This window comes from Klebsiella sp. HN106, assembly GCF_051209435.1.
Lineage (GTDB): Bacteria > Pseudomonadota > Gammaproteobacteria > Enterobacterales > Enterobacteriaceae > Klebsiella > Klebsiella oxytoca.
On record NZ_JBLURD010000004.1, the window covers coordinates 325,283 to 339,906 of the forward strand.

Here is a 14,624-nt window from a genome sequence, read left to right on the forward strand (position 1 = left end):
AAGTGAGTCCTGTTGAGATTGTATCGCCCGGCGGCAGTGAGTTTGCCGGGCCTACAAAACCTTAGGCCGGGCCAGCATCGCGCCGCCCGGCAAAAAACTTAGATCTTACATGCGCCGCTTTCGCAGCCGTCGTCCTGAATAGACGGCGCCAGGTCATCCTGGGCATCTTCCGCGCCATCGCGAGTGTTGTGATAGTACAGCGTTTTGACGCCGAACTTATAGGCATTGAGCAAGTCTTTCAGCAACTGCTGCATCGGCACTTTGCCTGACGGGAAGCGCGTCGGGTCGTAGTTGGTATTGGCGGAAATCGACTGGTCGATAAACTTCTGCATAATACCGACCAGCTGTAAATAACCGTCGTTGTTCGGCATTTCCCACAGCAGCTCGTAGCCGTTCTGCAGTTTTTCGTAATCCGGCACCACCTGGCGCAGGATACCGTCTTTTGACGCTTTGATGCTGACGTGACCGCGCGGCGGTTCAATGCCGTTGGTGGCGTTGGAGATCTGCGAAGAGGTCTCGGACGGCATCAGCGCGGAGAGCGTGGAGTTACGCAGGCCGTGCGTTTTGATCGACTCGCGAAGCCGCTCCCAATCGTAGTGCAGAGATTCGCTGACGATAGCATCCAGGTCTTTCTTGTAGGTATCGATCGGCAGAATGCCTTTTGCATAGGTGGTTTCGTTAAACCACGGGCACGCGCCTTGTTCGATCGCCAGCTCGTTAGAAGCTTTCAGCAGATAGTACTGAATCGCTTCGAACGTTTTATGCGTCAGGTTGTTAGCGCTGCCGTCGGAGTAGCGTTTACCGTGCTTCGCCAGATAGTAGGCAAAGTTAATCACGCCAATACCCAGCGTACGACGGCCCATCGCGCCGCGTTTGGCCGCCGGGATCGGGTAGTCCTGGTAATCCAGCAGGGCATCCAGCGCGCGAACGGCCAGCACCGCCAGCTCTTCCAGCTCATCCAGGCTATCGATAACCCCGAGGTTGAAAGCGGACAGGGTGCACAGCGCAATTTCACCGTTCTCGTCGTTTACATCTTCCAGCGGCTTGGTCGGCAGGGCGATTTCCAGGCACAGGTTGGACTGGCGCACCGGCGCGACAACCGGGTCAAACGGGCTGTGGGTGTTGCAGTGGTCCACGTTCTGGATGTAGATACGACCGGTGGAGGCACGCTCCTGCATCATCAGCGAGAACAGCTCTACGGCTTTAATGCGCTGCTTGCGGATGCTGTCGTCCTGCTCGTATTGGGTATACAGGCGCTCGAACTCGTCCTGGTCGGCGAAGAACGCATCGTACAGGCCCGGAACGTCGGATGGGCTGAACAGGGTGATGTCTCCGCCTTTCAGCAGGCGAGTGTACATCAGCTTGTTGATCTGTACGCCGTAGTCCATATGACGAACGCGGTTGGCGTCGGTACCGCGGTTGTTTTTCAGCACCAGCAGGCTTTCGACTTCCAGATGCCACATCGGGTAGAAGAGGGTGGCGGCACCACCGCGGACGCCGCCCTGCGAGCAGGATTTCACTGCGGTCTGGAAGTGCTTATAGAACGGAATACAGCCGGTGTGGAAAGCTTCACCGCCGCGAATCGGGCTACCCAGCGCGCGGATGCGGCCGGCATTGATGCCGATACCGGCGCGCTGAGAAACGTATTTAACAATCGCGCTGGAGGTCGCGTTAATAGAATCCAGGCTATCACCGCACTCGATCAGCACGCAGGAGCTGAACTGACGGGTCGGGGTACGCACGCCGGACATAATCGGCGTCGGCAGCGAGATTTTAAACGTCGACACCGCGTCATAGAAACGCTTGATATAGTCCAGACGCGTCTCGCGCGGATAGTTGGAGAACAGGCAGGCGGCCACCAGAATGTACAGGAACTGGGCGCTTTCGTAGATCTCACCGGTGACGCGGTTCTGTACCAGATATTTGCCTTCGAGCTGCTTAACCGCAGCGTAGGAGAAGGTCATATCGCGATCGTGCTCGATAAACGAATCCATCTGCTTGAACTCTTCTTCCGTGTAGTCTTCCAGCAGATGAGTATCGTATTTGCCGTTTTTCACCATTTTCGACACGTGGTCGAACAGCGCTGGCGGCTCAAACTGGCCGTAGGCTTTTTTGCGCAGGTGGAAAATCGCCAGACGAGCGGCGAGATACTGGTAGTCCGGCGCGTCGCGGGAGATCAGATCCGCAGCGGCTTTGATAATGGTTTCGTGAATATCGGCGGTTTTAATGCCGTCATAGAACTGAATGTGGGAACGCAGTTCTACCTGGGAGATGGATACGTTATTCAGCCCTTCTGCCGCCCAATCCAGCACGCGGTGGATTTTGTCGAGATTGATGCGCTCGGTGCTACCGTCACGCTTTGTCACCAGCAGACTCTGATTCATGTGGTTTATACCTGTCCGTGAAAGAAAATATCCCCCACTTATCCACAGATCGCCGTTGTGACTAACTCTGTGGATAAATACTATATGTAGGGGGTGGTCGATAAAAGAAACGCTATATGGTGAGTATTCTAGTAAGGATTCTTTTGAGTACAAGAGTTGATTTTGACGTTAAATTGAGGTTGCGGAAGGGTGATAATCGCGAAATCCACGCCCCATAAGGCCTGGAGAAGATGTCAATAAATCTGAAAAAAAAATGAAAATTTGATCGAGTGCTGATTTCTTCATCGGAAGAAATAATAACGCGGCTTGATGCCGCGCAATCATCATAGGAAATACTGCTGACGTTATGCTTTTTTCGCCGTTGTATGCAACATATAGTTAACATCCACCCCCGGCGCCAGCTTGAAGGTATTGGTTAGCGGATTGTAATGAAGACCGGTAATGTGCTGCTCTTTCAGAATTGTCTCATCTACCCAGCCGAGCAGCTCCGCTGGTTTAATGAATTTCTTCACATCGTGGGTTCCCTTCGGCACCATCTTCATGACGTACTCGGCGCCGACAACCGCCATCAGCCAGGCTTTACCGTTACGGTTAATGGTAGAGAAGAATACCTGGCCGCCAGGCTTGACCAGCCGCGCGCAGGCGTGAACGACCGACTGCGGGTCCGGCACGTGCTCCAGCATCTCCATGCAGGTGACGACATCGTACTCCCCGGCGTGCTTCGCCGCGTGTTCTTCCACGGTTTCCTGGACATAGTCGACCTGAATACCGCTCTCCAGGGCATGCAGTTTCGCGACCTGAAGCGGTTCAAACCCCATATCCAGACCGGTGACCGTAGCGCCTTCCCGGGCCATGCTTTCTGCCAGGATGCCGCCGCCGCAGCCGACATCCAGCACTTTCTTACCAAACAGGCCGCCTGAGCGCTCCGCAATATAGCCAAGACGCAAAGGATTAATGCGATGTAACGGTTTGAATTCGCCCTCTAAATCCCACCAGCGCGATGCGACGGCTTCAAATTTAGCGATTTCATTATGATCAACATTGTGGGCCACCGACGGTTTTTCGGCATTCATGGGCGCTATTACTCCTGTTCAGTTCAGACCGGCAAGTATATCAGGCCTCCGCGATGAATAAACCGTCTATCCCTGTCCCTGTCACAGCGCGAAAATCATTGGGTATAGGTTTACCCGTATCACCGCGGCTGTGTTATAATTTGCGACCTTTGAATCCGGGATACAGTAGAGGGATAGCGGTTAGATGAGCGACCTTGCGAGAGAAATTACACCGGTCAACATTGAGGAAGAGCTGAAGAGCTCCTATCTGGATTATGCGATGTCGGTCATTGTTGGCCGTGCGCTGCCGGATGTCCGAGATGGCCTGAAGCCGGTACACCGTCGCGTACTATACGCCATGAACGTATTGGGCAATGACTGGAACAAAGCCTATAAAAAATCTGCCCGTGTCGTGGGTGACGTCATCGGTAAATACCACCCTCATGGTGATACTGCCGTATACGACACCATTGTACGTATGGCGCAGCCATTCTCCCTGCGTTACATGCTGGTAGATGGCCAGGGTAACTTTGGTTCGGTCGACGGCGACTCCGCCGCAGCGATGCGTTATACGGAAATCCGTATGTCGAAGATCGCCCATGAACTGATGGCCGACCTCGAAAAAGAGACGGTGGATTTCGTCGATAACTATGACGGCACGGAGAAAATCCCTGACGTTATGCCGACCAAAATCCCGAACCTGCTAGTCAACGGTTCGTCCGGTATCGCGGTAGGTATGGCGACTAATATTCCGCCGCACAACCTGACCGAAGTGATCAACGGCTGTCTGGCCTACGTTGAAAACGAAGACATCAGCATTGAAGGGCTGATGGAACATATTCCCGGCCCGGACTTCCCGACAGCTGCGATCATCAACGGTCGCCGCGGCATTGAAGAGGCCTATCGTACGGGTCGCGGAAAAGTGTACATTCGCGCTCGCGCGGAAGTGGAAGCTGACGCGAAGACCGGCCGCGAAACCATCATCGTGCATGAAATTCCGTATCAGGTGAACAAAGCGCGCCTGATTGAGAAAATCGCCGAGCTGGTCAAAGACAAACGCGTTGAAGGCATCAGCGCGCTGCGCGACGAGTCTGATAAAGATGGCATGCGCATCGTGATTGAAGTGAAGCGCGATGCGGTGGGTGAGGTGGTGCTTAACAACCTCTATTCGCAGACTCAGCTCCAGGTCTCCTTCGGTATCAACATGGTTGCCCTGCACCATGGTCAGCCGAAGATCATGAACCTGAAAGAAATTATTGCCGCGTTCGTGCGCCACCGCCGCGAAGTGGTGACCCGTCGTACTATTTTTGAACTGCGTAAAGCCCGCGATCGCGCGCATATCCTCGAAGCGCTGGCGATTGCCCTGGCCAACATCGATCCGATTATCGAACTGATTCGCCGCGCGCCGACTCCGGCGGAAGCGAAAGCAGCATTAATCGCGCGTTCATGGGATCTGGGCAACGTTTCCGCTATGCTGGAACGCGCAGGCGATGACGCCGCTCGTCCGGAATGGCTGGAGCCTGAGTTCGGCGTACGCGACGGTCAGTACTACCTGACCGAACAGCAGGCGCAGGCGATTCTGGATCTGCGTTTGCAGAAACTGACCGGTCTTGAGCATGAAAAACTGCTCGATGAATACAAAGAGCTGCTGGAACAGATTGCGGAACTGCTGCACATTCTGGGCAGCGCCGATCGCCTGATGGAAGTTATCCGTGAAGAGCTGGAGCTGGTCCGTGAACAGTTCGGCGACGCGCGTCGTACCGAGATCACCGCTAACAGCGCGGATATCAACATCGAAGACCTGATCAACCAGGAAGATGTTGTCGTGACCCTTTCGCATCAGGGCTACGTGAAGTACCAGCCGTTAACCGATTACGAAGCACAGCGTCGTGGCGGTAAAGGTAAATCTGCGGCGCGTATAAAAGAAGAAGACTTTATCGACCGCCTGCTGGTGGCCAACACCCACGACACGATCCTCTGCTTCTCCAGCCGCGGGCGTCTCTACTGGATGAAGGTTTATCAGCTGCCGGAAGCCAGCCGCGGCGCGCGCGGGCGTCCGATCGTCAACCTGCTGCCGCTTGAAGCCAACGAACGTATCACTGCGATTCTGCCGGTACGTGAGTACGAAGAGGGCGTGAACGTCTTTATGGCTACCGCCAGCGGTACCGTGAAGAAAACGGCGCTGACCGAATTCAGCCGTCCGCGTTCTGCCGGTATTATCGCGGTTAACCTCAACGAAGGCGACGAGCTGATTGGCGTCGATCTGACCTCCGGTCAGGACGAAGTTATGCTGTTCTCCGCCGCCGGTAAAGTGGTGCGCTTTAAAGAGGACGCTGTCCGCGCAATGGGCCGTACCGCTACCGGCGTACGCGGCATCAAGCTGGCCGGCGAAGATAAAGTGGTTTCGTTGATCATTCCGCGCGGTGAAGGGGCCATCCTGACCGTTACGCAGAATGGCTACGGTAAACGTACCGCGGCTGAAGAGTATCCAACCAAGTCGCGTGCGACCCAGGGCGTAATCTCAATCAAAGTGACCGAACGCAACGGTTCCGTGGTGGGCGCGGTGCAGGTTGATGACTGCGACCAGATTATGATGATCACCGATGCTGGCACGCTGGTACGAACCCGCGTTTCCGAGGTGAGCATTGTCGGCCGTAACACTCAGGGCGTGATCCTGATTCGTACCGCGGAAGATGAAAATGTGGTCGGTCTGCAGCGCGTTGCTGAGCCGGTTGATGACGAAGAGCTGGATGCCATCGACGGCAGCGCGGCGGAAGGCGATGAAGATATCGCGCCGGAAGCGGACACTGACGATGACATCGCCGAAGATGAAGAGTAATTCTCTGCGGTAATTGTTCTGAAAGGGTCGGGCTCATCCCCGGCCCTTTTTGTTTTCCCGTTGCGGGACCGTAGTTTTATCGTTACCTTAACGCCATTCTGTTGAGCCCCTGACGGCCGAGCATCGCCACATTGAAATATCTAGCTTCTTTCCATAACACGTTAAAAGTTTCACGCTATCTGTTCAGAGCGCTGGCGGTACTGCTGTGGGTGCTGGTCGCTTTTGTTTCGGTGTTTTACATCGTCAACGCTTTGCACGATCGGGAATCGGAAATTCGCCAGGAATTTAACCTCAATGCCGATCAGGCGCAGCGCTATATACAGCGTACGGCCGACGTGATTAAGGAGCTGAAATATGTTGCCGGTAATCGGCCGATAGATGGCGGCGAAGGCGGCGATACGCCGGCTCAGCGCGGCAATATTTCAATTCCTGATTTTGAACCGCTCTATCCGGATTCCGACTGTGCGCTGATGAGTTCCACCTGGCGTAATTCGCTGCAGTCATTGGCGTGGTTTATGCGCTACTGGCGCGACAATTTCTCCACGGCCTACGACCTCAATCGTATTTTTTTGATTGGTAGCGACAATCTGTGCATGGCCAACTTCGGCCTGCGTGATATCCCGCTGGAGCGGGACCAGGCGCTTAAAGTACTGCATCAGCGCATTGAGCAGTATCGCGACGCGCCGCAAAACGAGCGCGGCAATAATCTGTTCTGGATAAGCCAGGGCGTGCGCCCGGGCGTTGGCTATTTCTATGCGCTCACGCCCATCTATGTGGCGAATCGTCTGCAGGCGATGCTTGGCGTAGAGCAAACCATTCGTATGGAAAGTTTCTTTACCCCGGGCAGTTTGCCGATGAACGCGACGATCCTTGACGATAATGGACAGTCGCTGATTTCACTTGCCGGGTCGAATAGCAATATCAAACCGGACGCGAAGTGGATGCAGGAGCGTCTGTGGTTTGGCTATACCGCGGGTTTTCGCGAGCTGGCGATGAAAAAAAGTCTGCCGCCGTCATCCTTAAGTATTGTCTATTCGGTGCCGGTAGATCAGGTGCTGGAACGCATTCGGATGCTGATACTGAACGCGGTGGTACTCAATCTGCTCACCGGCGCGCTCCTTTTCGCCCTCGCCCGAATGTATGAACGACGGATTTTTATTCCGGCCGAAAATGATGCCCAGCGCCTGGAAGAGCATGAGCAGTTCAACCGCAAAATCGTTGCCTCCGCGCCGGTGGGGATCTGTATTTTACGTACCCTCGACGGCACCAATATCCTGAGTAACGAGCTGGCGCATAACTATCTCAACATGTTAACTCATGAGGACCGGCAGCGGCTGACGCAAATTATCTGCGGCCAGCAGGTAAACTTTGTCGATGTGCTGACCAGCAATAATACCAACCTGCAAATCAGCTTTGTCCATTCGCGCTATCGCAACGAGAACGTGGCGATCTGCGTACTGGTGGACGTATCGGCGCGCGTCAAAATGGAAGAGTCTCTGCAGGAGATGGCCCAGGCCGCCGAGCAGGCCAGCCAGTCGAAATCGATGTTCCTCGCCACCGTCAGCCACGAACTGCGTACGCCGCTGTACGGGATTATCGGCAACCTCGATCTCTTGCAGACCAAGGAGCTACCGAAGGGCGTCGATCGTCTGGTGACAGCGATGAACAACTCTTCCAGCCTGTTGCTGAAAATCATTAGCGATATTCTCGATTTCTCTAAAATTGAGTCCGAGCAGCTTAAAATTGAGCCGCGGGAGTTTTCGCCGCGTGAGGTAATGAACCATATCTCCGCCAACTATCTGCCGCTGGTGGTGCGTAAACATCTTGGGCTGTACTGCTTTATTGAGCCAGACGTTCCGCAACTGATGTCCGGCGATCCGATGCGCCTGCAGCAGGTTATTTCAAACCTGTTGAGTAATGCGATTAAGTTTACCGATACCGGCTGTATTGTCCTGCACGTAGAGCGGGCGGATGATTATCTGCGCATCAGCGTACGCGACACCGGCGAAGGGATCCCGGCGAAAGAGGTGCTACGCCTGTTTGATCCGTTCTTCCAGGTCGGTACCGGCGTGCAGCGCAACTTCCAGGGAACCGGGCTCGGCCTGGCGATTTGTGAAAAGCTTATCAGCATGATGGATGGCGATATTGCCGTCGAAACCGAACCGGGTATGGGCAGTCGATTCACTATTCGTATCCCGCTTTATGGCGTGCAAAATACACCGCCGCTGAATATTGATGGCCTGGCTGAAAAATGCTGCTGGCTGGCGATTGATAACAGCTCGCTGGCGGTGTTCGTCGAGCAGTTGCTGACCTTCCACGGCGTTCCTGTCCGTCGTTTTGACGGGCAAACGCCGGGAGCGGAAGATATTCTGTTAACCGATAGCGAGACGCATGAAGCCTGGGCTGGCTGCGCGATGGTGATCTTCTCTCGTCGGCATATCGGTATTCCGCAAGAGCGGGTACCCGGCGAGTGGCTGCATAGCGTCGCCACGCCGCACGAGCTACTGCCGCTGCTGGGACGCATCTTCCATATTGCCGTAGCCAGTGCGGATAACGGCCCTGCGCTAGCTGCCGCGGATGCGCAAAACGCCAGCAATGATGACATGATGATTCTGGTGGTTGACGATCATCCGATCAACCGTCGCCTGCTGGCCGATCAGCTTGGATCGCTGGGCTATCAGTGCGTGACAGCAAATGATGGGATCGATGCGCTGAATGTCCTGAGCAAACAGCATATTGATATCGTGCTCAGCGACGTCAACATGCCGAACATGGACGGCTATCGTCTGACTCAGCGTATTCGCCAGCTGGGGCTCACGCTGCCGGTGATTGGCGTCACCGCCAACGCGCTGGCGGAAGAGAAGCAGCGCTGCCTGGAATCCGGTATGGACAGCTGTCTTTCTAAGCCGGTCACGCTGGATATCATTAAGCAGACGTTAACGCTCTATGCTGCGCGGGTACGTAAGGGAAGGGAGTAGAGAAGCTTCCCGGATAACGCCGCGCTATCCGGGAAGAAAAGAGTTTAGTCTTTGTCGGTGGAGCTCAGGGAAACGGAAGAGAGGTAGTTCAGCAGGGCGATGTCGTTTTCCACGCCGAGCTTCATCATCGCCGATTTTTTCTGGCTACTGATGGTTTTGATGCTGCGGTTGAGCTTTTTGGCTATCTCGGTGACCAGGAAGCCTTCGGCGAACAGGCGCAGCACTTCACTCTCTTTCGGCGACAAACGTTTGTCGCCGTAACCGCCGGCGCTGATTTTTTCCAGCAGGCGCGAAACGCTCTCGGGAGTGAATTTTTTGCCTTTTTGCAGCGCGGCCAGCGCTTTAGGCAGGTCGGTTGGCGCCCCCTGTTTCAGGACAATCCCTTCTATGTCCAGATCCAGAACCGCGCTAAGGATCGCCGGGTTGTTATTCATCGTCAGTACAATGATTGACAGGTCCGGGAAATGACGCTTGATGTATTTGATAAGCGTAATGCCATCGCCGTATTTATCACCGGGCATGGATAAATCGGTAATCAGGACATGTGCGTCCAGTTTTGGCAGATTGTTGATTAATGCGGTGGAGTCTTCAAACTCGCCGACAACGTTCACCCACTCAATTTGTTCAAGTGACTTACGAATACCGAACAGTACGATCGGATGGTCATCGGCAATAATTACGTTCATATTGTTCATGTATTAGGCTACCTTGCTACAGCAAGCTCTTGACGTAGTCGTCAATGTCGCTGATATATTTTTCTATGCCTTGCGCATCTTTTTCTCGAATCAGATGCTCAAGCGTTTCACATAACTGCTTGCCGGGTACCAGATTTAGCATAGCAAACGCCCCTTTGAGGCGGTGAGCGGTCTGCGCCAGCGCGGCGAAATCGCCCGTTGCCCGTTCATTATACAGCCTCTTAACATCATCTGGTACCGTGTCAGCAAACAGCGTGTAATAGCCGCTGGCATGCAGTTCGGCGTTACTTTCGCTACCGGCAGAGGAAGGCTGCTCCTCTTCCTCTGCAAGCTGCTGCTCAATCAATTGCAGGATAGCTTCCTGCAGCGCAGCGCTGATATTAAAGTTTACGCGGAGCTGACCAGGACCAATCTTATGAACCCGGGCTTCATCATCGCTTAAAAGCAAGCCCGAAGCAGTAAGATTAGACGGATTATCCGTTAAAAAGAGATCATATTGTTGACTTGTGATTCTGTCATCCGGCGTGATGCAGGTGGCCCCCCAGCTCTCCAGCTGGCGAGTCACAATACGGCGGACTTCATTGGCGGTCACATCAAGCAATATCACCACGTCATCCAGCAGATGTTCCCCTGACTCACTCTCCTCTGCGCTGGCGGCCATTTTTAAATGCAGGGAGTAGCGGGTACCCAGCGACTCGCGTGCTTTGATATTGAGCTGCCCGCCGAGCTTGCGCGTCAGGCGATCGCAGAGCCAGAAGGTGAGGGCGTTGGCCTTGCCGTAGAGGTCTGCCTGCGTATCGTTGAGGAACGGGAAGTGCATATTGTCAATTTCGTTTGCGGAAACGCCGTTGCCGGTATCGAGAATACGGAAGGTCAGACGATCGTCCGCTGATTCATCTTTACTCACTTCCAGAGTAATTTTGCCAATAGGCGTGGTGGTAACCGAATACTGGATAAGCAGTAAAAGCGTACGGCGCAGGGCGTCGCGATCGCCGTAGCGTTGCTCATTGGCCGGCAAGGCGTTGTTAATCAGCAGCTGTAGACCCTTACGTTTGATGATAGGTAGCACTTCAGGCACCACTTCATCTATCAGTTCCTGAATCGAGAATAGACCCTGAGCGCTCTTCCAGCTATCGCTCTCCAGCAGGTTTGCCAGCTCGATTTCATCTACCAACTGCACCAGTTCGTCCGCATGCTGGGCCAGCCTGCGGCTTTCAGCCATGCCGAGCGCCGCGGCTTCTTCCGCCAGCGTCTGCGCCGGCTGCCTGAGCGCCGCGCCGATATGCTGCATAAACGCCGTGCGGCCCTGCTGATTTTTCTCATACAGACGCTGGGCCTGCTTAAGTTTCTTATTCACCATCACCTCACGGTCCTGATCGCGAATAATAAAAATTTGCGTTCGTGGCGAAACCTGACTGCGGAACTGACGGATTTCATACAGTTCATTGTTCACCGTCGCCTGGATCACGCCCTGATGCTGATCGGCCATATTAATGATGTTTTGCAGGTTCAGATGCGGCAGCAGATGATCGGCGATCGGATTGCTGATCACCGTACGGTTAGCCTCCAGATCGTGCACCAGCAGCCCGAGCGGCAGCAGGGAAACGATCTCTTCGTGAATGGCGCGCTCAGCGCGTAGTTCACTATTGGCTGCCGAGGAGATAGCCGTTCCCGCGACGCTTTTACGTCCGCTGTAGTGGCGGAAGGTGGTAAATCCGAACAGCGCCAGCGCCAGCAGACCAATATTCAGCAGCAACGGCAGTAAAATATTTTGCAGCGATTCCAGAATCAGCTCGCTAAAGGGCACCATCCAGACCAGGCGCATACCGGTGGTATTAATGGTCGTGATAATTTCAATCTGCGGGCCGTTAAAGTTAATGCTGACGATGTCGGCAGCTTCTTTATCCGGATTGCTGGTTCCGTTCTGCGAGGGATCGGGCTCCAGACGGAAACTCTCCAGAGACATACTCGGCGGAATGAGATCGTTAATAGGCAGATCGAAGGCCACTACCGTCGCCAGATGACCGGGCTGGTTAAAGGTGGTGCGTAAGGTGAAGTAGTAGCCGTTTTGCCAGGCGAGGTGGCGCAGCGACGAAAACGTCTCGCGTTCATCAAGGGTATTGGCCTGCAGCAGCATCTCAGCCCGGCGTGATTCAACGACGCTGCTGATCGTCGATTCTTTGAAGCTGGAAGAGAGATCTTTTAACGGCAGCGTTGAAACCAGTATCAGGCTGTTATCCAGGCCGTTGAGATAATACATTGACCAGGGAATCGTCTCGGCGCCCCACAGGATATCGAGATAGTTGGAGATTTTTTGCGTCATTTCCAGCGTTGAGCCGTCATGAGAGCCAAAAATCAGCGCTTCGGTTTTGCGCCGGGGTTTCTCCAGATAGTAAACATCCTGCTTTAAACGCGTTTCCTGCAACCCGGTCTCGGAGGCTGAGCTGGCAGAGGTTGCGGCGATGTTGTCATAGATTTGCCAGGTGGCGTAGCGCCAGGTATCGATGCGTTTATGCAAGTCGTAGCTGACATCGACAACCTGGTAGCTTTTATCTTTTAGCCAGGCGTTAACGGCGCTTTGGATCATGACCCCCATCGTCGCCAGCAGGACGATGACCATGAGAATAAAGAAGCGGGTAATGTTGCCGGGTATCAGGGAAAATTTTTTCGGGGTCATCGTGTGAGAGTACGACTCATCAGTGTGTGTAAACGGACTGTTGCACCAAGTTAACCGGGGGCAGCGCAGATGCTACGAACAGTATAAAGGTTAACGTCCAAAATCCATACATCTGAATACCCTACAATGACTTTTTTGCCTTGAGATTTATCTTAAACCAGTAATGCGAGCAAAGATGTACACCGCAGTTGTTTTTGTACAATTATTGACGGATTACCTTAGGGAAATAGCACTAAATAACAAGAAATTATATAAATAGCGTTGAGCTTAGACGTAAGTTGTTTGATTAATAACCGTTATTTTTTTCACGAGTAGCATGGAATAATTAAAGATGTGTAAAGAAGGGTAAAAAAAACCGGATGCGAGGCATCCGGTTGAAATAGGGGTAAACAGACATTCAGAACTGAATGACGGTAATAAATAAAGTTAATGATGATAGCGGGATTAATTTTAGTCGCAGACGAGAATTTTGTTTTACCATTCAGTGCTATAGAGATGTAACCATGTAACTCATTGACAGGGATTGAAAATTTTTATTTTTTGATTATTAGTGCTTATTTAGTTGCGCATTTGTGGCAGAAAAAAAGTTCCCTTGGATTTACAAATTGAAACATCTTGTGGGTATTTTGAAACATCTTAGAAGTTTTAGTATCATATTCTTGTTGGATTATTCTGCATTTTGCAGCACAATGAAATAGCCGACTGATTAGAAGGGTAATCAGTAAGCAGTGGCAATAATAAAAGGCATATAACAAACAGAGGGTTAATAACATGAAAGTTAAAGTACTGTCCCTCCTGGTACCGGCTCTGCTGGTAGCAGGCGCAGCGAATGCGGCTGAAGTCTATAACAAAGATGGCAACAAATTAGACCTGTACGGTAAAATCGACGGTCTGCACTATTTCTCTGACGACAAATCTTCCGATGGCGACCAGACCTACATGCGTCTGGGCATCAAAGGCGAAACTCAGATCAACGACCAGCTGACCGGTTACGGCCAGTGGGAATACAACGTTCAGGCAAACAATGTTGAAGGCTCCAGCGATCAATCCTGGACTCGTCTGGCATTTGCGGGTCTGAAATTCGGCGACGCGGGTTCTTTCGACTACGGTCGTAATTACGGCGTAGTATACGACGTGACTTCCTGGACCGACGTTCTGCCGGAATTCGGCGGCGACACCTACGGTTCTGATAACTTCCTGCAGTCTCGCGCTAACGGCGTGGCGACCTACCGTAACTCCGACTTCTTCGGTCTGGTTGACGGTCTGAACTTTGCTCTGCAGTATCAGGGTAAAAACGGCAGCGTAAGCGGTGAAGGTTCCACCAACAATGGTCGTGACTGGAATAAACAGAACGGCGACGGCTACGGCACCTCTCTGACCTATGATATCTACGACGGTATCAGCGCTGGTTTTGCGTACTCTCACTCTAAACGTACTTCTGAGCAGAACAGCATCAACACCAGATATACCGACTCTGACGGCTTCTCTCGCCGCATTCTGGGTGAAGGCGACAACGCTGAAACCTACACCGGCGGTCTGAAATATGACGCCAACAATATCTACCTGGCGACTCAGTACTCCCAGACCTATAACGCAACTCGTACTGGTAACATCGGTTTTGCTAATAAAGCGCAGAACTTTGAAGTGGTTGCCCAGTACCAGTTCGACTTCGGTCTGCGTCCGTCCGTGGCTTACCTGCAGTCAAAAGGTAAAGACCTGGGCCGTTATGGTGACCAGGATATCCTGAAATATGTTGATGTAGGCGCAACCTACTACTTCAACAAAAATATGTCTACCTACGTTGATTACAAAATCAACCTGCTGGACGACAACAAATTCACCAAAGATGCCGGTATCTCTACCGACGACGTTGTTGCTCTGGGCCTGGTTTACCAGTTCTAAGCACGCTGAAGTTTGAAAAAAGGCGCCGATGGCGCCTTTTTTTATGCCCGGTTTAACCTTGCTGGTGTACTCTTTGGGCCTTAGCAAGAGGAAGCCA

Annotated in this window: 7 protein-coding genes; 3 read left to right on the forward strand and 4 right to left on the reverse strand. The window is 53.0% G+C overall.

Annotation, left to right across the window (positions count from 1 at the left end):
* Nucleotides 1-98: 98 nt before the first annotated feature.
* Nucleotides 99-2,384: a class 1a ribonucleoside-diphosphate reductase subunit alpha gene (nrdA, locus tag ACSIPU_RS14210; protein WP_004104000.1), complete on the reverse strand. Its 2,286-nt coding sequence runs from the start codon at nucleotides 2,382-2,384 to the stop codon at nucleotides 99-101.
* A 344-nt stretch (nucleotides 2,385-2,728) separates the two neighbouring features.
* On the reverse strand, nucleotides 2,729-3,457 hold the full coding sequence (ubiG, locus tag ACSIPU_RS14215; RefSeq protein WP_004114176.1) for a bifunctional 2-polyprenyl-6-hydroxyphenol methylase/3-demethylubiquinol 3-O-methyltransferase UbiG: 729 nt from the start codon (nucleotides 3,455-3,457) through the stop codon (nucleotides 2,729-2,731).
* A 184-nt stretch (nucleotides 3,458-3,641) separates the two neighbouring features.
* On the opposite strand from ubiG, the gene gyrA reads away from it, so the two are divergent.
* Nucleotides 3,642-6,275: a DNA topoisomerase (ATP-hydrolyzing) subunit A gene (gyrA, locus tag ACSIPU_RS14220; RefSeq protein WP_004103997.1), complete on the forward strand. Its 2,634-nt coding sequence runs from the start codon at nucleotides 3,642-3,644 to the stop codon at nucleotides 6,273-6,275.
* A 131-nt stretch (nucleotides 6,276-6,406) separates the two neighbouring features.
* On the forward strand, nucleotides 6,407-9,253 hold the full coding sequence (rcsC, locus tag ACSIPU_RS14225) for a two-component system sensor histidine kinase RcsC (RefSeq protein WP_196557846.1): 2,847 nt from the start codon (nucleotides 6,407-6,409) through the stop codon (nucleotides 9,251-9,253).
* A 44-nt stretch (nucleotides 9,254-9,297) separates the two neighbouring features.
* Here the strand turns inward: rcsC and rcsB are convergent, their stop codons facing one another.
* Together rcsB and rcsD are read right to left on the reverse strand one after the other, a co-directional pair.
* On the reverse strand, nucleotides 9,298-9,948 hold the full coding sequence (gene rcsB / locus ACSIPU_RS14230; protein ID WP_004103995.1) for a response regulator transcription factor RcsB: 651 nt from the start codon (nucleotides 9,946-9,948) through the stop codon (nucleotides 9,298-9,300).
* 16 nt (nucleotides 9,949-9,964) lie between these two features.
* Nucleotides 9,965-12,625 (reverse strand): phosphotransferase RcsD, encoded by a 2,661-nt coding sequence (rcsD, locus tag ACSIPU_RS14235; RefSeq protein WP_004103994.1) that lies wholly within the window; start codon nucleotides 12,623-12,625, stop codon nucleotides 9,965-9,967.
* 771 nt (nucleotides 12,626-13,396) lie between these two features.
* Between rcsD and ACSIPU_RS14240 the strand changes: the two genes are divergently transcribed.
* Nucleotides 13,397-14,527 (forward strand): porin OmpC, encoded by a 1,131-nt coding sequence (locus ACSIPU_RS14240; protein WP_196557844.1) that lies wholly within the window; start codon nucleotides 13,397-13,399, stop codon nucleotides 14,525-14,527.
* Nucleotides 14,528-14,624: the final 97 nt, after the last annotated feature.

Excerpts from the sequence above, each read along its gene's own strand:
- rcsD (WP_004103994.1), bottom strand. The coding sequence starts at position 12,625 with ATGACCCCGAAAAAATTTTCCCTGATACCCGGCAACATTACCCGCTTC.
- rcsB (WP_004103995.1), bottom strand. The coding sequence starts at position 9,948 with ATGAACAATATGAACGTAATTATTGCCGATGACCATCCGATCGTACTG.
- nrdA (WP_004104000.1), bottom strand. The coding sequence starts at position 2,384 with ATGAATCAGAGTCTGCTGGTGACAAAGCGTGACGGTAGCACCGAGCGC.
- ACSIPU_RS14240 (WP_196557844.1), top strand. The coding sequence starts at position 13,397 with ATGAAAGTTAAAGTACTGTCCCTCCTGGTACCGGCTCTGCTGGTAGCA.
- gyrA (WP_004103997.1), top strand. The coding sequence starts at position 3,642 with ATGAGCGACCTTGCGAGAGAAATTACACCGGTCAACATTGAGGAAGAG.
- ubiG (WP_004114176.1), bottom strand. The coding sequence starts at position 3,457 with ATGAATGCCGAAAAACCGTCGGTGGCCCACAATGTTGATCATAATGAA.